17 protein-coding genes are annotated in these 19,580 nt (G+C 69.0%); 7 read left to right on the forward strand and 10 right to left on the reverse strand.

Annotated features, from left to right (window positions below; all coding sequences use genetic code 11):
* Together tnpB and OG758_RS42030 are read right to left on the reverse strand one after the other, a co-directional pair.
* Positions 1-1,458 (reverse strand): IS607 family element RNA-guided endonuclease TnpB, encoded by a 1,458-nt coding sequence (gene tnpB / locus OG758_RS42025; protein ID WP_326714685.1) that lies wholly within the window; start codon positions 1,456-1,458, stop codon positions 1-3.
* Positions 1,455-2,030 carry an IS607 family transposase gene (locus OG758_RS42030; protein ID WP_326714686.1) on the reverse strand — a complete coding sequence of 192 codons (576 nt, stop codon included), beginning with the start codon at positions 2,028-2,030 and terminating at the stop codon, positions 1,455-1,457. The genes tnpB and OG758_RS42030 overlap by 4 nt, the downstream gene beginning before the upstream one ends.
* Positions 2,031-2,214: 184 nt before the next feature.
* On the opposite strand from OG758_RS42030, the gene OG758_RS42035 reads away from it, so the two are divergent.
* Positions 2,215-3,102 (forward strand): oxygenase MpaB family protein, encoded by an 888-nt coding sequence (locus OG758_RS42035; RefSeq protein ID WP_326714687.1) that lies wholly within the window; start codon positions 2,215-2,217, stop codon positions 3,100-3,102.
* Between the two features lie 37 nt (positions 3,103-3,139).
* Here the strand turns inward: OG758_RS42035 and OG758_RS42040 are convergent, their stop codons facing one another.
* A complete protein-coding gene (locus OG758_RS42040) occupies positions 3,140-5,416 on the reverse strand; it encodes a discoidin domain-containing protein (protein ID WP_442810384.1) in 2,277 nt (758 codons plus the stop codon).
* Between the two features lie 267 nt (positions 5,417-5,683).
* Here OG758_RS42040 and OG758_RS42045 point away from each other — a divergent pair, with 267 nt between their 5' ends.
* Positions 5,684-6,088: an ACT domain-containing protein gene (locus OG758_RS42045; protein WP_326714689.1), complete on the forward strand. Its 405-nt coding sequence runs from the start codon at positions 5,684-5,686 to the stop codon at positions 6,086-6,088.
* A gap of 16 nt (positions 6,089-6,104) precedes the next feature.
* Here OG758_RS42045 and OG758_RS42050 read toward each other — a convergent pair whose 3' ends face one another.
* A complete protein-coding gene (locus tag OG758_RS42050; RefSeq protein WP_326714690.1) occupies positions 6,105-7,388 on the reverse strand; it encodes an ROK family transcriptional regulator in 1,284 nt (427 codons plus the stop codon).
* Positions 7,389-7,577: 189 nt separating this feature from the next.
* Between OG758_RS42050 and OG758_RS42055 the strand changes: the two genes are divergently transcribed.
* The 5 genes from OG758_RS42055 (at position 7,578) to OG758_RS42075 (ending at position 13,928) form a co-directional block, all read left to right on the forward strand.
* A complete protein-coding gene (locus tag OG758_RS42055) occupies positions 7,578-8,891 on the forward strand; it encodes an ABC transporter substrate-binding protein (protein ID WP_326714691.1) in 1,314 nt (437 codons plus the stop codon).
* Positions 8,892-8,902: 11 nt separating this feature from the next.
* Positions 8,903-9,898 carry a carbohydrate ABC transporter permease gene (locus tag OG758_RS42060; RefSeq protein WP_326714692.1) on the forward strand — a complete coding sequence of 332 codons (996 nt, stop codon included), beginning with the start codon at positions 8,903-8,905 and terminating at the stop codon, positions 9,896-9,898.
* A 34-nt stretch (positions 9,899-9,932) separates the two neighbouring features.
* Positions 9,933-10,772, forward strand: coding sequence for a carbohydrate ABC transporter permease (locus OG758_RS42065; protein WP_266569547.1), 840 nt, complete (start codon positions 9,933-9,935; stop codon positions 10,770-10,772).
* Between the two features lie 47 nt (positions 10,773-10,819).
* Positions 10,820-12,193 (forward strand): GH1 family beta-glucosidase, encoded by a 1,374-nt coding sequence (locus tag OG758_RS42070; RefSeq protein ID WP_326714693.1) that lies wholly within the window; start codon positions 10,820-10,822, stop codon positions 12,191-12,193.
* A gap of 157 nt (positions 12,194-12,350) precedes the next feature.
* Entirely contained in the window at positions 12,351-13,928 is a 1,578-nt protein-coding gene (locus OG758_RS42075) for a sulfite oxidase (RefSeq protein WP_326716215.1), read from the forward strand.
* Positions 13,929-13,978: 50 nt separating this feature from the next.
* Here OG758_RS42075 and OG758_RS42080 read toward each other — a convergent pair whose 3' ends face one another.
* The 6 genes from OG758_RS42080 to OG758_RS42105 all read right to left on the reverse strand — a co-directional run bounded on the left by OG758_RS42080 (position 13,979) and on the right by OG758_RS42105 (position 19,492).
* Positions 13,979-15,793 carry a coagulation factor 5/8 type domain-containing protein gene (locus OG758_RS42080; protein ID WP_326714694.1) on the reverse strand — a complete coding sequence of 605 codons (1,815 nt, stop codon included), beginning with the start codon at positions 15,791-15,793 and terminating at the stop codon, positions 13,979-13,981.
* A gap of 388 nt (positions 15,794-16,181) precedes the next feature.
* Positions 16,182-16,541 carry a hypothetical protein gene (locus tag OG758_RS42085; RefSeq protein ID WP_326714695.1) on the reverse strand — a complete coding sequence of 120 codons (360 nt, stop codon included), beginning with the start codon at positions 16,539-16,541 and terminating at the stop codon, positions 16,182-16,184.
* Between the two features lie 155 nt (positions 16,542-16,696).
* A complete protein-coding gene (locus OG758_RS42090) occupies positions 16,697-17,389 on the reverse strand; it encodes an alpha/beta hydrolase (RefSeq protein WP_326714696.1) in 693 nt (230 codons plus the stop codon).
* 105 nt (positions 17,390-17,494) lie between these two features.
* Positions 17,495-17,851 (reverse strand): PRC-barrel domain-containing protein, encoded by a 357-nt coding sequence (locus OG758_RS42095; protein ID WP_326714697.1) that lies wholly within the window; start codon positions 17,849-17,851, stop codon positions 17,495-17,497.
* Positions 17,852-17,868: 17 nt separating this feature from the next.
* On the reverse strand, positions 17,869-18,762 hold the full coding sequence (locus OG758_RS42100) for an RNA polymerase sigma factor SigF (RefSeq protein WP_326714698.1): 894 nt from the start codon (positions 18,760-18,762) through the stop codon (positions 17,869-17,871).
* Between the two features lie 103 nt (positions 18,763-18,865).
* Entirely contained in the window at positions 18,866-19,492 is a 627-nt protein-coding gene (locus tag OG758_RS42105) for a pyridoxamine 5'-phosphate oxidase family protein (RefSeq protein ID WP_326714699.1), read from the reverse strand.
* Between the last annotated feature and the right edge of the window lie 88 nt (positions 19,493-19,580).

The following is a 19,580-nucleotide window of genomic DNA, read 5'->3' on the forward strand; positions in this document are numbered from 1 at the left end:
TCACCAAAGCGTGAGTGCTTCGGCTTGAGTACGGTCTCTCGTTTCCGTCTGCCGCTGGTGCGGCAGGGTTGCGCCACCTGCCCGCCCGCCCGTGGCCTTGCGGCTGCGGGCGGTTGCGCGGGTCTTACGGTCGGCTCCACGAGGCTTCGACGCCGCCGGGGCGGTGTCCTGGTCTCCGGCCACTCCGGTACCAGTTACTGCGGCTGCCGCGAGGGCTGCGAGGTTGCGGGCCGCATTGTGGTCCCGGTCGATGACCAGGCCGCAGGCGTCGCAGTGGTAGGTCCGCAGGTGCAGCGGCAGCTTGGCTTTCGCCGCGCCGCACCCGGAACAGGTCTTCGAGGAGGGGTACCAGCGGTCGGCGACCACGAGGCGGGTGGCGTGGCGCCGGCGGGTCTTGTACTCGAGCTGGCGGCGGATCTGGCCGAATCCGGCGTCGGCGATCCGGCGGGCCAGGCGCCGGTTGCGGAGCATGCCGGCGACGTTGAGGTCTTCGACGACGACGGTGCCGTACTCGGCCGCAATGCTCGTGGTGAGTTTGTGCAGGGCGTCTTCGCGGAGGTTCGCTACGCGGTGGTGGACCTTGTTCTGCTGGGCGTTGGCTTTCTCCCACCGCTTCGAGGGCTTGTGCCCGATACGCCGGTCGGGTCCCTGGCGTCGGGAGACCGTGCGGGAGGCGTGGCGCAACTGCTTCAGCGCAGTGTCCAGGTGCCTCGGATTGGCCACTTCGCGGATCGCTCCGGCGCTGTCGGCCATCACCGCGAGGGTCTTCACGCCGAGATCGATCCCGACCGCCGCCTCCGGCCGGGTGACCCGGGCGAGGTCCTGCTTCACCTCTACCTGGAAGGAGACGAACCAGCGCCCCCGCTCGTGCCGGACGGTCGCCGACAGGATCCGGGCCGTCCCGGCCTGAACGCGCGCGAGGAGTTTCACCGTGGGCTCGTGGGTGCGCAGTGTGCCGAGCCGGGGCAGCGTGACGTGCCGGCCGTCGGCGTCGACACGGATGGTGCCGGTGGTGAACCGGCAGGACAGGCGCGCCTTCCGCTTCGACTTGAAACGCGGGAGTCCCATCGCGCGGCCACGGCGTTGGCCCTGCCTGGACCTGGCGTAGTTGTCGAACGCAGCGGCGGCGTTGGCCAGGCCGGTGTTGTACGCCTCCTTGGAGTTCTCTGCCCACCAGTGCGCGAATCTGGGGTCGGTGTGCTTGACCGCGTTGAACGCCTTGCGCAGCGCGGGCAGCGACCACGGCCGCCACTGGGTCAACTGCTCCTGCGGGATGCCGTAGGTGGACTCGGCCTTGCGCTGCCACCACGACGCCTCGATCCAGGCAACCGCCCAGTTGTACGCGGCCCGTGCCGCACCACAGTGCGAGTGCAGTGCCCGCTCCTGGGCAGCGTTCGGGTCCAGAGCGAACCGGTACGCCTTAACCACGAACCCGGACTGCGGCCGGAACTTCTTCACCCGGCAGCCTCACCGGTCGCCACGACCACCGCGCGGGCGGCACGCTTCTTCGCCCCCCGCCGCCCGTACAGGCGCGCGCACATCGACGTCAGCACTTCGGTGATGTCCCGCACCAGGTCGTCAGCGGTCTCGGTGGGGTCGAGGACAACCAGGCGACGCCCGGACGCGGACAAGACGGCTTCGAGGTGCTCGACGCCGAACCGGGCCAGCCGGTCTCGATGCTCAACCACGATCACCACCGCCTGCGGGTCCGACAGAACCCGGTGCAGCTTGCGCCGACGACCGTTGAGCCCCGAACCCACCTCGGTCACAGCCTCCGTGACCGGCAGCCCTAGCCCGGTAGCTCCCGGAACCACACGCGCGACCTGCCGGTCAAGGTCCGGCTTCTGGTCAGCCAAGGACACGCGGCAGTACGCCACGACCCGTCCAGATGCCTTCACGGAAGGGCCGTCGACCAGCCACGTCCCGGACGGTGTCTGGCGCACCGGGACCGGCATACGGCCCTCTTTCGCCCGCGTCCACGCGGTCTGGTAGTGCACACCATTGCTTGCCGCCCATTCGGAAAGCGTCACTCGATCAAAATAACAGCCGAGAAAGACCGAGATCTACTGATCTAGCCAGCAGCAGTTGTGAGCCCCATCCTTGCCGCACCACCGCCGCGAAGTCTCCCCGGGCGGCCGGGACGGACACACGCGACCCCGCCACGACCGGACAAAGTAGGCTGGATACGCGCATCCGAAGGGACGTCACGTCACCATGAGACTGACCGGACCGGACGGCCGCGGAGTGCAGGAGCGGCTGGGAAAGAACCTCTTCGCCCGTGTCGCGGGCCCCGAGGGGCCGAAGAACCGCGCCCGTATCCACGAGACCCCCGGACCGCGCTGGTTCGGCCCGGACCGCCCCATCCGCACGGTGCACGGGGACGCGTCCATGTTCATCGGCGGGATCTCGGCCCTGCTGCTCCAGTCGCTCCACCCCCTCGCCATGGCCGCCGTGTCCGCCCACTCGGGCTTCCGCGGCGACCCCTGGGGCAGGCTCCAGCGCACGAGCACCTTCCTGGCGATGACGACATATGGCCCCGCCGAAGGCGCCCAAGAGGCCTGCGACCAGGTGCGGGCTGTCCACGCCCGGGTGCGCGGGGTCACCGCTGACGGCGAGGCCTACCACGCGGGGGACCCGCATCTGCTCGGCTGGGTCCACATCGCGGAGGTCGACAGCTTCCTGCGCGCTCATCAGCGCTACGGCGCTCACCCGCTGACCGGCGACGAGTACGACGGATACGTCGCCGACGCGGCGCGCGTGGCCACCGCGCTCGGTGTCCTGGACCCGCCCACGAACCGGGAGGAGCTCGCCGAGCGGTTCACGGCGTACCGGCGTGAGCTGCGTGCGACACCGCAGGCGCGCGGCGCCGCTCGCTTCCTTCTCCTCAACCCGCCGGTGCCACTGGTCGCCCGGCTCCCGTACGGGGTTCTCGCCGCGAACGCCGTTTCCCTGCTCCCCAGTTGGGCTGCGGCGGAACTGCGCCTGCCGCGGCTGCCGTTGGTCGACACCGTGGCCGTCCGTCCGCTCGGCCGCGGCGTCACTTCGTTGGTGCGCTGGGCCATGGCGCCCAACCGGCCCCTACCGACCCCACCGGCGGGCTGACTTTCGCCTCGGTGGGGCCGGTCCTGGGCATCCTGCGTCATTGACCCGTATACGCCTCCAGTTCGGAGAGCTGCGCGGCGGGCCACCCGGTGTTGGCGGTGAAGGTGAGCCGTAGGTAGCGGGTCGGTGTTCCGGTCAGAGCGACGTCCGCCGTGTTGTCGCTGTTCGGGTCGAAGGTGTAGTCGGCGGATGCCTTGAGCGTGGTGAACGCGGAGTTGTCGGTGCTGCCCGACACGCTCAGCGTCTGCGTGCGGGTCGCCCACGCCGCCGCGGGCGGCAGCTTCAGGACGAGGCGCTTGACCGCTTTGGCGGATCCCAGATCGACGGTGATCGTCTGCGGGAAGGCGTTGTTCGTGCTCTCCCAGTACGAGGCCGCGTCACCGTCCACCGCGTTCGACGCCTTGTAGACGTCGGCGTGCCCGGATTCCGCGACCGGGCGGCCCTTGGCGAGGTTGCCGGGGTCGGTGGGCGGGTCGGTCGGGTCACCGCCGCCCTGCGGCACGCCGCCGTTGGTCCACACGGGGTCGGGCCATGTACCGGTGCAGGCGGGCGGGTCCGCGTACCAGCCGGAGTTGCTGCCGGTGCGGGTGATCTGGAAGCCGCTGCCCACACAGTTGTGGATCGGGTTGCTCTGGGCGATGTGGGTGGCCGTCACGTTCTCGAAGGTGGCGGTGCCCGGTGCCTGGATCTGCAGGGCGTACGTGCCCGCCCCGTCGATGCGGATGTTCTTGAAGTGCAGGCCGTTGGTCGCGCCCTCGATGAGGTGGATCGCTGCGTAGGAGCTGTCGAGAACTTCGCTGTCGGTGATGTTGAGCGTCGCGTCGACGGGTTCGTTGAGGCCGCTGAACCAGATCGCGCCGACGCCGAAGCGCCAGTTGAAGTCGTTGTTGCCGGCGCGGATCAGGGTGTTGCGCGCAGCGGTGATCGTGCCCGAAACCGCAGTGCCCTGGCCGGAGTTGACGCCCGGATAGCGGTTGGCGATGTGCAGGCCGCCGCCGTTGGTGACGGTGTCGGACATGACGTTGTCCGACAGGACGATGTCCTTGCCGCCGTACGTGACGATGTTGTTCGCGAGGATCGGCAGGATCACGGTGTTGAACGTGAACTTGTTCGCGACGTTGGGCTTCGCCTCCGCCCACATCGCCAGCCCGTCGTCGCCCGTGTTGCGGACGAAGGTGTTGGTGACGGTCGAGTTCGTGACGCCTTGGTGGAAGTTCACACCGTCGGCCGTCTGGTCGAGGATGCGGCTGTTCTTGATGGTGAGGTTGTCCATCGGGCCGTCCATCCAGGCGCCGCACTTGGTGTGCTGCATCCAGACGTTGTCGACGGTCGAGTCGGACAGTGCGCCGCCGATGGCGTTGACCTGGTCGTTGTCGACGCGTTCGCGGATATCGCCGATGATGGCGAAGTTTTTGAGGGTGACGCCGCTGCTGCCGCCCTGCGCCGCGTACTTGCCGTAGACACCGGCCGCCTTGCTGCGGTCCGATGGGTCACGTCCGGTGAGGACGCTGTACCAGGGGCCCGCGCCGCGCAGGGTCACCTTGTCCACCACGATGTGGTCGCGGACCTGGAAGGTGCCCTCGGGGATGTAGACCTCCTTGTTCTGCGCCTTTCCCGCGTCGACGGCCGCCTGGATCCTGGCGGTCGAGTCCGCGGCGCCCGTGGGGTCCGCGCCGAAGTCGCCGACGATGTCGAGCGCTCCGGAGGGTTTGCCGGCCGGCGCCGCGACCTGCTCGAAGTCCGCGAGGTCGACGGTGAAGGAGGGTGAGTCCGCGACCGAGGCGACCTGGAGCCTGATCTTCGTGCCGGTGGGCAGCGTGGAGCCGAGGCGGGTCCGGGTCTCGTCGTAGAAGTGGTGCGGGTTGGTGTCTCCCGGGTTGTTGTTGAAGGGGTAACCCCCGTAGTACCAGCTGTACTTGGAGGTGACGGGGACGCTCTTGAGCTGGTTGCCGTCGACCTTCAGGTCGATCGACGCGTCCCGGCCGGTGCCCGCCGCGTTGTCCGGGATCGAGTAGCGGAACGACATCGCGTTCGCCGGGGCGGTGAGGGTGAACTCGACGTACTCGCCGACGGCGTCCAGCGTCACCGCCTGGCGGCCGGACGCCTCCGAGGGCAGCGTGCCGTAGATGCGGTCGGGGCCGATCAACGAGCCGTTGGTGGAGGCGTATTCGGCCTCCTGCTCCTTGAAGGGGACGGCCGCGCCGCGGTCCTTGACGTCGAGCGGAGAGGGGGCCTGGACCGCCTCGGCCCGGGCCGCGGGGGCGGCGGTGGAGAGCGCGACGGCTGTGGCTGTTCCTGACATCGTCAGCGCCATGACTAATGACGTGAGCATGCCACATCTGAGCAGAGAGCTTCTTGGGGGGCTTGGGGGGTGCACCACGGAAGGGGTCCTTGTCGCTCGTGGGAACACTGCGAACGCTCAGAGGCTAGGGCGCGCGATGGGCTGATCGCCATAAGTGTGCGCAAGATTTTGATATGAACATGAAAATCTGCGACATCGACTGGCAAGAAGGTGCGAGGAATGCGGGCGTCCGTGGCCGCGTGGCGTGCGCGATCGTGCGTGCCGCCTACTCTGGTGATCATGAGTGGCGAGAGAGATCTGCGGGCACTGTTGAGCGGCATGCGGCCGGAGCTGAACCCCGGGCGCTACGTCTTCACTGCCGTCGACGGTGCGATTCCGCCCGGCGTCACCCCCGTGGTGACCGTCGCCGAGCGGGAGGCCCTGACGCTGGTGGTCCCGCTGGAGGCGGCCGAGGCGGCAGGTCTCGCCCACGACTACGTGGCGGGGTGGATCACCCTGCGCGTCCACTCGGCGCTTGAGGCCGTGGGCCTGACCGCAGCCGTCGCCCAGGAGCTTGCCACCGCGGGCCTGAGCTGCAACGTCGTGGCGGGATTCCACCACGACCACCTCTTCGTCCCGTACGAGCGGGCGGAAGAGGCGGTGGCGCTGCTGGAAGACCTCGCGCACCGTTCGGCCGCCACGTGACGAAGCCGGGCACGGGTCACCCGAGCACGCGGCCCTCAAGTGCCGTGCGCCAGGCGGGCGGTGTCGGTTCCTGGGCCGGGGTGTCGCGGCGGCCGCCGCGGGCGAAGAAGTCCTCCAGGGGAAGGGTCGCCGCACCGACCGTGACCGCGTCGGGGCCCAGCTTGCCCAGTGCGATGGTGGCCTTTCCGGCCGGGTAGGACAGGGCGTACTTCGTGGTGTGTTTCCGGACGTCGTCGAGGAAACGGGAGCCGAACTGGAGCCCGGCCCAGCCGCCGATCAGGATGCGCTCCGGCTGGAAGAGGTTGATCAGGTCGGACAGTCCGGCGCCCAGGTATTCGGCCGTCTTGGCCATCACCTCGTAGGCCACGGGGTCGGGATCGGTCCCGTCCGTCGGGCAGGCGGCGGCGAGCAGCGCCGTCAACTGGGTCTCCTCGTCGACGTGTCGGGGCGGCTGTCCACCCGCCTCGCGCCACCGTTCCAGTACGGACTCCGCCCCCGCGTACGCCTCCAGGCAGCCCGGCGCGCCGCAGCGGCACGTCCGTCCGCCCGCCTGCACCGTCAGGTGGCCCCACTCCAGCGCCCGACCCTTGCCGTCCGCGAAGAGGCAGGCGCCGACCCCGGTGCCGAAGAGGACGATCGCGGCGCTGCGCGCACCGCGTCCGGCGCCGAACCACATCTCCGCCTGTCCGAGCGTCTTCGCGCCGTTGTCGATGAAGTACGGGACTGTGGGCGGGAGTTGAGAGGACGCGCGCAGCAGCGCCTCCAGGGGAACCGCGTCCCAGCCGATGGTCTGGCAGTGGACCACGGCCCCGGACCCGGGGACCCGCTCGACGACGCCGGGGACGCCTATCCCGATCCCGAGAAGATCGCCCGCCGGCACGCCGGCCTCGGCGAGTACCCGCTCGATGCCGCTGCGGATGTGTTCCACGATGACGGCGACGTCGTACCCGTCGCCCGTCAACGGGATGTCGGCGCGGGCCAGTTCGGTGAGGGTCACGTCGAAGACCTCCACGCGGACGCGGGTCTCGCCGACGTCGATGCCGATCAGGTTGCCGCTGTGCGGGCTGACACGGAGCAGGATGCGGGGCCGGCCGCCGTCGGAGTCCAGGCTGCCGGCCTCCTCCACGAGCCCGTCGGCGGCGAGTTCGGCCACGACGTTGCTGACGGATCCTGAACTCAGACCCGTGAGAGGGCCGAGTGCCTGGCGGCTCGTCGGGCCGTCGAAATACAACTGTTGCAGTATCACTGCTCGGTTGGCTCTGCGCAGGTCACTCACCGTGCGTCTGCTCAGCCGATCCATCTGGGCTCCTTCCTGACCTGCGACAGACGCAAGGTACCCCTGCGGAAACCCTTGACGCGACCTTTCCGCGCGGTTTAACTCACAGCCTAAATTAAGTCGTGGGTGACTTCAGGAACTGAACGCCGAGCGCTTCGGCCTGCAGACCCGCGCCCCGGCTTGGACGCTCCTGAGGAAGGGACACCTGGAGCCATGCAAAGAATTCGAGCACTCGCCAGTAGCGCGGTCGTCGTCTCCCTGCTGGCCGCGGCGACCGCCTGCGGCGGGGGTTCATCCAGTGAGGGATCGAACGAGTCGCCCAAGACCCTGACGTACTGGGCGTCCAACCAGGGGCCGAACATCGAGGCCGACAAGAAGATCCTCCAGCCCGAACTCGCCAAGTTCGAGAAGCAGACCGGCATCAAGGTCAAGCTGGAGGTCGTCCCCTGGTCGGACCTGCTCACCCGCATCCTCACGGCGACCACCTCGGGTGAGGGCCCCGACGTCCTCAACATCGGCAACACCTGGTCGTCCTCGCTCCAGGCGACCGGCGCCCTCCTCCCGTGGGACCAGAAGAACTTCGACAAGGTCGGCGGCAAGGACCGCTTCGTCGAGTCGGCGCTCGGCTCGACGGGCGCGCAGGGCAAGGACCCCGCCGCCGTACCGCTCTACTCGATGGCCTACGCGCTCTACTACAACAAGGCGATGTTCAAGGAAGCCGGCATCACCGAGCCGCCGAAGACCTGGGACGAACTCACCGCGGACGGCGCGAAGATATCCAAGGGCGGCAAGTGGGGACTCGGCGCCGAGGGCTCCAACCTGTCCAACAACATCCACCAGGTGTTCGTCCTCGCCAAGCAGCACGGCGGCGACTTCTTCACCGCGGACGGCAAGGCCGACTTCACCAACGACGCCGCGGTCGCCGCCGTCAAGCAGTACGTCGACATGATGGCCACGAACAAGATCATCGCGCCCGGCAACGCCGAGTACGCGAAGAACCAGTCCCTCAGCGACTTCTCCAAGGGCAAAACGGCCATGGTGCTGTGGCAGGCCGCGGCCACCACGTTCAAGTCGCAGGGCATGAAGGACGACGAGTGGGGCGTCGCCCCGGTGCCGGTGCAGTCGGGTGCGCCCGGCGCGGGCAAGGCCACCAACTCGATGGTGGCGGGCATCAACCTCGCCGTCTTCAAGAACACCAAGAACATCGACGGCTCCCTGAAGTTCGTGAAGTTCATGACGAGTGACGCCGAGCAGAAGCTGCTCTGCAAGACCTACGGCTCCATCCCTCCGGTCAAGGCCGCCCAGAGCGACCCGGCCTTCGACCGGCCGGAGCTCAAGGTGCTGCGCGAGACCCTCGCGACCAGCGCCACCGCCCTGCCCCAGGTGTCGAACGAGTCCCAGTTCGAGACCTCGGTCGGTACCGCCGTCAAGAACCTCTTCGCCCAGGCCGCGAACGGCAAGAAGCTCTCGACGGCTGACGTCAAGGCCGAGCTGACCAAGGCTCAGCAGCAGATGGCCAGTCAGTGAGCGATGTGCCCATGACCACCATCGTGAACTCCCCGAAGGGGGATCCGGCGGTGCGTGAGGACACCCCCGGGGCGACGCGCAAGCCGCGCCGCCCCGGGCGCATCCGCCGCTTGGGACTGCCGTACCTGCTGCTGCTCCCCGCGCTCCTGCTCGAGATCCTCGTCCACCTGCTGCCGATCGCCATCGGCTTTGTCATGGCGTTCAAGGAGCTGACCCAGAACTTCCTGCGGGACTGGAGCGCGGCTCCCTGGACCGGCCTCGGCAACTTCGACGTGGCCGTCGACTTCAACGAACCCGTCGGAAAGGCCCTGCTCCACTCGTTCTGGATCACCTGCGTCTTCACGCTCATGTCGGTCGGCCTGTGCTGGCTCCTCGGCACGGCGGCGGCCGTCTTCATGCAGGAGACGTTCACCGGACGCGGCTTCCTGAGGACCCTGTTCCTGGTGCCGTACGCGCTGCCCGTCTACGCGGCCGTGATCACCTGGGCGTTCATGTTCCAAAGGGACAACGGCCTGGTCAACCACGTACTCCACGACCAGCTCGGACTCGCCGACGGGCATCCCTTCTGGCTCATCGGCGACAACAGCTTCTTCGCGCTGCTGACCGTCTCGGTGTGGAAGGGCTGGCCGTTCGCGTTCCTGATCGTGATGGCCGGGCTCCAGAACATCCCCAAGGAGCTCTACGAGGCCGCCGCCATGGACGGCGCGGGAATCTGGCAGCAGATCCGGCGCATCACCATTCCCTCGCTGCGCCCGGTCAACCAGGTGCTCGTACTCGTCCTGTTCCTGTGGACGTTCAACGACTTCAACACACCGTTCGTGCTGTTCGGGCGGGCGGCGCCCGAGGCGGCCGATCTCATCTCCGTGCACATCTACCAGTCGTCCTTCGCCACCTGGAACTTCGGCACCGGAGCGGCCATGTCCGTACTCCTGCTGCTGTTCCTGCTCCTGGTGACGGGGATCTACCTGGTGCTCACCTCACGAGGGAGGAAGGTCTCCCGTGGCTAGCCCCACCGTCCCCCGCGGCGCTCCGCGCTCGCCGATGGCGTCCCCGCGCTCCTTCATCTGGTCCCGCCGGATCTTCCTGACCCTGCTCACGGGCTTCGTCCTGCTGCCCGTCTACGTCATGATCTCCAGCTCGCTCAAGCCGCTGGAGGACGTGTCGGGCAAGTTCCGCTGGATGCCCAGCGGGCTCACCATCCAGCCCTACTTCGACATCTGGAAGACCGTCCCGCTGGCGAAGTACTTCTGGAACTCGCTGATCGTGGCCGGCGCCGCGACGGTCTGCTCCGTCGTGATCGCCGTTTTCGCCGCCTACGCGGTCAGCCGCTACCAGTTCCGCGGCAAGCGCGTCTTCACGGTGACGGTCCTGTCGACCCAGATGTTTCCCGGCATCCTCTTCCTGCTGCCGCTGTTCCTCATCTACGTCAACATCGGCCAGTCCACCGGGATCGCCCTGTTCGGCTCACGCGGCGGACTGATCCTCACCTACCTCACGTTCTCCCTGCCCTTCTCGATCTGGATGCTCATCGGATACTTCGAGTCGGTCCCCAGGGACCTCGACGAGGCCGCGATGGTGGACGGCTGCGGACCGCTCAAGGCGCTGTTCCGCGTCGTCGTCCCGGCGGCGATCCCCGGCATCGTCGCGGTCGCCGTGTACGCCTTCATGACCGCGTGGGGAGAAGTGCTCTTCGCGTCCGTCCTGACGACCGACGCCACCCGCACCCTCGCCGTCGGCCTCCAGAACTACTCCACCCAGAACGACGTGTACTGGAACCAGATCATGGCCGCCTCACTCGTCGTGAGCATCCCCGTGGTCGCCGGATTCCTGCTGCTCCAGCGCTACCTCGTCGCCGGCCTGACCGCCGGGGCCGTGAAGTGAGCAGTACCCCGGACCGTGCCGCCGACCCCTCGCCCGAAAGGACGTCAGTGTCCAAGCCCATCGACTTCGCCGCTCTCCCGAAGGACTTCGCCTGGGGCACGGCCACCTCCGCCTACCAGATCGAGGGAGCCGTCGCCGAGGACGGCCGCGCCCCCTCGATCTGGGACACCTTCTCGCACACCCCCGGCAAGATCGCAGGCGACGACCACGGTGATGTCGCCTGCGACCACTACCACCGCTGGCGCGAGGACATCGCGCTGATGAAGCAGCTCGGCACCAACGCCTACCGGCTCTCGCTCGCGTGGCCGCGGATCGTGCCCGGCGGCGACGGCCCGGTCAACGCCAAGGGCCTCGACTTCTACGACCAGTTGATCGACGGTCTGCTCGGAGCAGGCATCGAGCCGTCCGTCACCCTCTATCACTGGGACCTCCCGCAGACCCTCCAGGACCGCGGCGGCTGGCCCGAGCGGGACACGGCGAACCACTTCGCCGACTACGCCACCGTCGTCGCCGAACGCCTCGGCGACCGCGTCACCCAGTGGGCCACCCTCAATGAACCCCTGTGCTCGGCCTGGATCGGCCACCTCGAAGGCCGCATGGCCCCCGGGTTCACCGACCTGACCGCCGCTGTCCGTGCCTCGTACCACCTGCTGCTCGGCCACGGCCTCGCCACCCGGGCGATCCGCGCCGCGGCGCCCGACGCGCGCATCGGCATCGTCAACAACCTCTCCACCGTCCAGGCAGCCACCGACCGGCCCGAGGACCTCGCGGCGGCCCACCGCATGGACGGCCACACCAACCGCTGGTGGCTCGACCCCGTTCACGGCCGCGGCTTCCCCGCCGACATGCGCGACGTCTACGGGATCGAACTGCCCGAGCGGGCAGGCGACTTGGAGACGATGGCCGCCCCGCTCGACTGGCTCGGCCTGAACTACTACATGCCGGCCGTCGTCGCGGACGACCCCACGGGCCCCGCCCCGTACGCCCGCGAGGTGCGCCGCCTCGGCGTTCCGCGCACCGGCATGGACTGGGAGATCGACGCGAGCGGGATCGAGACCCTGCTCCTGCGCCTCACCCACGAGTACGGCGCCCGCAAGCTCTACGTCACCGAGAACGGCTCCGCCTTCCCCGACGTCGTACGGCCCGACGGCTCCGTCGACGACCCCGGACGCGTCGAGTACCTGGAAGACCACCTCGCGGCCTGCGCCTCCGCCGCCCGCAAGGGGGCACCGCTCGCCGGGTACTACGCCTGGTCCCTCCTCGACAACTTCGAGTGGGCCTACGGCTACGACAAGCGCTTCGGTCTCGTCCACGTCGACTACAAGACGCAGCGCCGCACCATCAAGGGCAGCGGCCACCGTTACGCGGACATCGTCCGCAGGCACCGGCAGGGGAGGGGACTCAGGGGCAACGCGGCCTGATGCGTTCCCGCGGCTTTTGTGCCCGTACGCCAGCGCATGTCCGCTTGAATGCGTGCGGGATCGCCTCCAGCATGGTCGGGCTGACGAAGCTCGAGGTGCGGCGGCATGCCGCGAGGAAGGTTTCCCCATTTCTGAAGCGGGCGAGAACCGGAATTTCCTGGGGCGGCGCGGTGCGCGACGGCGCGCGTACCTCGGCGCGCTGAGCGGACTGCTGGCCGGATACGCGGCTCTGGCCGCCGCCGAGCTGACGGCGGCCGCCGTCCGTCCCCAGGCGAGCCCCGTGGTGGCCGTGGGAGGCGCGGCCATCGACCGTACGCCGACCGCGCTCAAGGACTGGGCGATCCGGAATTTCGGAACGAACGACAAGCTAGTTCTGCAGCTCGGCATCGTCGCCGTGCTGGCCGTTCTCGCGGTGGTCCTGGGTCTCGTCGCCGTCCGCCACCGCCGCGTCGGATCGGCCGGCGTCCTGCTGTTCGGTGTGATCGGCGCACTGGCGGCCACCACGCGCCCCGAATCGACGGGCATCGCCGACGCCGCGCCGTCCGTGATCGGCGCGCTGGTGGGTGCCTGGCTCCTGTACGCGCTCAGCGGACGCGCGCGCTCCACGGCGGCCGAGGAGCCCCCCGAGGGCAGCACCGAACCCGGATGGGACCGGCGCGGGTTCATCACGCTCGCGACGGCCGCCGCCGCCATCTCCACCGGCGCCGGGCTGCTGGCCCGGTCGTCGCGCGGCACGCAGGACGTGAACGCCGTGTCCTCACGCAACGGCGTCAAACTGCCCGCTCCGGCGTCTCCGGGAAAACCCACTCCGGCGGGCGCCCAGTTGGCGATCCCCGGCATCGGCGCGTTCACCACGTCGAACAAGGACTTCTACCGGGTCGACACCGCTCTGGTGGTACCGATGGTCGACGCGATGAAATGGCGGCTGCGGATCCACGGCAAGGGCGTCACCCGCCCCGTCACCCTGACCTTCGACGACCTGCTGCGAAGGCCGCTCATCGAACGCGCCATCACCCTCACCTGCGTGTCGAACGAGGTCGGCGGCCCCCTGATCGGCAACGCCCGCTGGATCGGCGTAGGCCTCGCGGACGTGCTCGCCGAGAGCGGCGTCAGACCCCCGTCGAAGGGCGGCCCCGCGGACCAGCTGGTCGCGCGCTCCGTCGACGGCATGACGATCGGCAGCCCCGTCGAGGACATCATGGACGGGCGCGACGCGATGCTGGCGCTGGGGATGAACGGTCAGCCCCTGCCCTTCGCGCACGGCTTCCCCGTGCGCATGATCGTCCCCGGCCTGTACGGCTACGTGTCGGCCTGCAAGTGGATCGAGGACATCGAGCTCACCACCTTCGCCGACTACGACGCGTACTGGGTGAAACGGGACTGGGCCCAGCAGGCGCCCATCAAGACGGAGTCCCGCATCGACACCCCCAAGCCCTCCGTGAGCCGCAAGGCCGGCACGGTCATGGTCGCGGGCGTGGCCTGGGCGCAGCATCGCGGGATCGAGAAGGTCGAGGTCCGCGTCGACGACGGGCCGTGGGAGCGGGCGACGCTCGCGGAGGAGGACACCCGCGACACCTGGCGCCAGTGGTCCTACCCGTGGCAGGCGACCTCGGGAGGACACCGCCTCACGGTCCGCGCGACCGACGGCACGGGCCGGACGCAGACGGCGAAACGCGCCGACCCCGTCCCGGACGGGGCGAGTGGCTACCACTCGATCCGGGTGGAGATCGGCTGACGCCGGTGAAGGGCGACGGACCGTGGTCCGTCGCCCTTCACCGGGTGGGCTCAGGGATACGAGACCACGGTCGAGGGCACCGTGGACGTGCCGGACGTGGCGGCGCCGATGTCGTTGATGACGTGCTCGTACTGACCCTGGCCACCCAGGGACACGACGAGCAGGTCGTGGAACTTCACCCCCGACGTGTTGGGCGCCGCGAAGCCGTGGTCCTGGCGGATGGTGTTGTCCGACGTGTAGTTGCAGTAGCTCCCCAGGCCCCAACCCTCGTGCGTGGTCACGGAGTCGGCGACCTTGTACGCGGCGAAGCCCTTGACGCTGCCGTCCTGGACAGCGGCCTGGTTCGGGGCGTCGTACGCCTTCTCGTTCTGGAAGAAGATCGTGCGGCCGCGCTGGCCGGACCAGTACACGTCGTACTTGTTGAAGTGCTCGACGAACAGGCCGGTGGCCAGCACGTCGTCGCCGTTGACGCGCACGCCGTAGTCGGCGCGGTTGGTCTCCCAGCCGACGCCGTCACCGTGGTCGGCGCGCCAGACCCAGGTGTGGTCGATGATCGTGTGCCGGCTGTTGACGACGATGCTGGTGGTTGCCTTGCCGGGGCCCGCGCCGCCGATCCGCACGAAGACGTCCTGGACGGTGACGGGGTTGGCCGAGTGGTCGGCGGACGCTCCGGAAGGCCCGACTTCCAGCAGTGTCTGCGAGTTGACCGCGCCCGCGTCGATCAGGAACCCGGCCAGGCGCACACCGTCGACGTCGGCGACCTTCACCGCCGTGACACCGTTGTCCGGGATGAGGGTGGCGTAACCGAGGCCGAGGACCACGGCGTTGGCGCGCTCGACCTCTATCGCCGCGTCGAGATGGTAGATCCCGGGCGTGAGAAGCAGGTTGAGGCCCTGGTCGAGCGCCGCGTTGAGGGTGGCGGCGGTGACACCGGGCTTCGCCACGTAGAACTGGGTGAGCGCGAGCGAGGTGCCCCGGGGTGTGCCGCTGCCCCAGGTGGTGCCGCGCGCGTCGGTGCGCTTCTCGGGCAGGAAGACCTTGTAGTCGGCGCCGTCGAGGTACAGGAACGGCTTCTCGCGGGACACCGGCGTCGTGTTGAGCGTGGTGTACGGCGGGTCCGGGAAGCTCTGGGCGGGGGCGCCCTCGACGCCGGAGAACACCATGTTCCAGACGGCGTTGGTCCAGCCGCCGACGGAACTGTCGCGGGTGTACCACTGCTGCTGCGAGTACGGCCCGACCGTGCCGTCGATGCGGCTGTCGGCGATGTAGCCGCCGCTGGCCCAGCCGTAGCCGTCGGGGGAGAGGTTGAGGCCGCCTCTCACGTGCATACGGCGGAACGGCGCGGCCTGGGCGACGGCCCAGCGGTTGGTGCCGTTGACGGGGGTGAGGGCGAGGTTCTCGGCGGAGCGCCAGAAGTTCTGGGTGGCGTTGCCGTTGAACCAGCCGGCGTCGACCGTGACATCGCCGTTGATCGAGGTGTCGTCGGGGGACAGGCCGAGGCCGGCGATCGAGGTGTAGAAGCCGAGCTGGGCGTTGAGGCCGTTGTACGTGCCGGGCTTGAACAGGAACGCGTAGCGGCCGGAGCCGAACTGTGCGGACTCCTGCTGCTTGAAGATCTCGTCCAGCTTGGCCTGGATGCCCGAGGTGGAGGGGTCGAACACGATCACGTTCGGGCCCAGGTCACCGCCGCCGGGCAGTGGATCGGCGGCAGGGGCCGCGGAGGCGGGGGAGCCGAGTGCGAGGAGGCCGGGAACGGTGGCAGCGGTCGCCGCCATGACGCCGAGGACGGTCCGGCGCGAGGGGGCGACGGAGCCGGCCGTGGGCGAACTGGACGTGGTCGAGGGGTTCGTGGGGGGCGTGAGCATAGGGCGACTCTCCTGGTTCAGTAAATGAACGAATGAGGGGGGTGGGAGCGCTCTCTTGCGGTCGAATGCTTCATCTGTGTGAACGATGCGTCAAGACTTAAATCCAGAATCATTGAAATTAGTGGCGGGCGTGGGGCTGTTGAGGCTCGTTTCGAGTCACCCAGCCGCCCTCGGTAGTCCAACACCCCTTGAACGAAGAGGTGTTAGCCGTCTCCTGACAGTCTCGCGCCAACGCCGCAACTCTCCGACTGCCAGGCCGGTGGTGAAGCGAATCTTCCAGTGGCGACGCGGAGCGTCGCGAGGGCTTCTCCCGGCAAGAAAGCACAGGCAGTCGGCGTAGGCCGGCGGGGGGAGAGGGGGCAGGGCCCCTCTCCCCCCGCCCGACCGGTCAGAACTGCGACGGGGTGAGGAACACCGAGCGCAGCTTGAGGTTGTCGGTGGTCGGCCTGCCGTGCGGACGCAGTGTCCAGGAGTCGCCTTCGCAGTCGGGTCCGGTGAAGACCATGGCCCACTCGTCCGTGTCGTTGTGCGGGGCGAACGCCGGTTCGGAGGAGCTCGGGTCCGCGACCTCGGGGAGGGTGACGCACTGACGGCTCGGCAACGCGTGGAGGGTGACCGTCTGCGGTCGGCCGTTGAGCCCGACGAACTTGTACGAGAAGTCCCCGGTGGCTGCCTGGGCGGAGGCGGGAAGGGTCAGCGCGAGGGCGAACGCGGCGAGGGAAGCGGCAACGGCGGAGCGACGGCGCATGGACAGCCTCATCATTCGGTGCTTGGGGAAGGTCCATGGCAGCTTCGCCCATGGGCCCTCCCGTCACGCCGGCGACAGAAGCCGAAAGGATTCACTGTCGCCCGTTCGGCGGAACGCCCCGAGGCATACCTGTGACGTCATGCGTGCGAGAACGCTTACGGCGTACGGCCGTTGAGGGCGAGACGGCCCGCGACGTCGGTGGGGAGCGGCGCGAACCCCAGCAGGCCGCTCACGATCCGGCCGGTCTGACGGTGCCAGGAACCGGCCTGCCGCAGCATCGCGTGGTCGCCGCCCGGCATCAGCAGCGTGCAGGCCTCGGCGCCCGCGGCGGAGGCCCGGACGGCGTAGTCGACGGAGGCCGCGGGATCCGTCGTGCGGTCCCGGTCGCCGTGGAGCAGCACCACGCGGCGGCCGCGCAACTGCGTCACCGGCTCACCCTCCGGACACCACGGAGCGAGTCCCACCACGCCTTGGACGAGCCGATGCCCGCCGGCGCGCAGCGCCGCACGTCCGCCCATGGAATGACCGACCAGCACGGTCGGCACGTCCCCGGCGCGTACGGCCAGTTCGTCCAGCGCCCGCAGCGCGTCCCGGAGCGGATCCTCGCGGTCGCCGTTCCAGCCCCGGCAGCGATAGCGGACGCTCCCCACCAGCAGCCCCTGGCCCTCGCAGGCCCGCTCGACGGCCCGGGCGAACGGACGCATGCGCGCACCCGCGAGACTCAACCACGGCACCGCTCTCGTCCCCTCGGAGCTGCCACCGTGCAGGAGGAGCACCGCGGCCCGCGGCGGTTCGGCGGCCACGGGTGCCACGAGTGCCGATCGCGGATCGTCGTCCCATACGAGCACGCTGTCTCCCCTTCGTCGTGCCCCGGCCACGTGGCCCGGCGCTGCGAGGCCATCATGACGAATCCGTGGCCGCGGGCCGAACGGATGGGTGTGAGACGGCGCGCGTCAGCGACGGGCGAGCTGCCGCTCCCCTTTCGTCCCGGGCTCGTACGGCAGTCCGTAGTGCCGGAACAGGGGTTCCTCGTCCTCGGCGGGCAGCACGTCGTCCGTGCCGATCGACGGGCACTCCTTCGCCAGAGCCTTCGCGTAGTCGACCTTGACGTAGGTCGGCCCGACGACCGCGCCGTCCAGCGGTACGAAGACGAGCCTGCGCCGCGTGGGGAGTCCGATCAGGACGGTGGCCATGGCCGGCTCGTCGGTCCGCGTGTTCACGTAGACCGCCTCGAGCGTGCCGATCTTGTGGCCGTCCGGGTCGACGACGTCGTAGGAGCGCCACTCACGGATATCCGCGGCCTGAATCATCGTGGAGCCCCTCTGTGTCAGGCGAACATGCCTGTTCTGAGCTTGGTGAGGGTGCGGGTCAGGAGCCGGGAGACGTGCATCTGGGACACGCCGATCTCGGCGCCGATCTCCGACTGGGTCATCTCCTGGCCGAATCGCATCTCGAGGATGCGGCGCTCACGGCCGTCGAGCTGTTCCAGGAGCGGTGCCAGCGTGTGGAGGTCCTCCACCGTCTCCATGGCCGGATCCGGTTCGCCGAGAACGTCGGCGAAGGTCCTCGAGGCGTCGGTCGGGTGCTCGCCGGGATCGCTCGGCATGTCGATGGACCCTGCGGTGTAACCGTTCGAGGCGACCATGCCCTCGATGACCTCGTCCTCGCTGAGCTCCAGGTGCTCGGCGAGCTCCTTGGGAGTCGGCTCGTGGTCCAGGACGGTGGACAGCTCGTCCTTGCCCTTGGCCAGGTCGACGCGCAACTCCTGGAGGCGGCGCGGCACATGGACGGCCCAGCTGGTGTCGCGGAAGAAGCGCTTGATCTCGCCGACGATGTACGGGACGGCGAAGGAGGTGAACTGGACCTCGCGCGACAGGTCGAACCGGTCGATCGCCTTGATCAGGCCGATGGTCCCGACCTGCACGATGTCCTCCATCTCGCCACTGCCACGGTGGCGGAAGCGGGACGCCGCGAACTGGACGAGCGACAGGTTCATCTCGATGAGCGTGTTACGGGCGTACTGGTAGTCCTCGGTGCCCTCTTCGAGTACCTGGAGCTGCTCGAAGAACACCCTGGAGAGATCCCGTGCGTCCTTGGGCGCGACCTTGCCGGCGTCTTCGACCCACGGAAGCCCACCCGCGCCGACGGTCGCGTCGGCGTCGTGCGTCGTCGTGGCCTGCGCTCGCGCATCTTCATGAGCGTGCACCGAACTTGCCGTCATGTCCCTGCCTTTCGTCTCGGCCCCGTGGCAGAGCGTGTGCCCTCGTCCGCTCCGGTTATGCCCCCGTCGGGGGGGAAGTGGCGTGGACCGGCCGGAACCTGACCTATCTCTGTCCCAGGTAGGCGTGGGACATCTGCTCGGTGAAGTAGTCGCCGTCCTTGGGGCGTCCGGGGGCCCTTCGGTTCGGCTGGTGCGCGGGTTCCAGGTGGGGAATGTGCTTGGAGCAGTGGACGTACGCCTCCTGCAGGGTGAGGTGTATCCACATCTCGGCCTGCCGCCCCGGGGCCGAATCCCTGGGCAGCGTGGGGCAGATGGCCCGTAGCTCACGATCGCTGACCAGTTGGGCCGATCCGTTCACATGCAGCCCTATGTGGTCACGGGTGAAGTCGATGAAGAGCAGGCCCATATGGGGGTTCTCGGTGATGTTGCCCGCGCTGGCCATGACTCCGTTGCCCCGGTACTCCGGGTAGGCGAGATGGAGGTCGTCGAGGACCGTGACGAACCCGGGCGGCCCGGCACGGAAACTGGCGTCGCAGTGACCACGTGTGTCCGCCGTGGACAGGAACACCATGGTCTGCCGGGCGATGAACTCACTCATCGCCGGCGTCAGACGGGGCTGGACCTGACGGTCGTAGAAGTCATCGGCGCGCTCGCTCGTACCCATGTGGGCCTGCAGGGCGCGTTCACCCTGGGAGGGCACGGGGTGGGGGGTGTGGGGGCGGAGGGGCATGCCGTGATCACGTCTCAATCGCCGGGGGTGGACAACGAGCGAGCGTGGCGCCCACTCGAACTGTGGGCGCCACGCTAGGCCATTGACG

Source organism: Streptomyces sp. NBC_01474 (genome assembly GCF_035918215.1).
In the GTDB taxonomy this organism is placed as follows: domain Bacteria; phylum Actinomycetota; class Actinomycetes; order Streptomycetales; family Streptomycetaceae; genus Streptomyces; species Streptomyces aureus.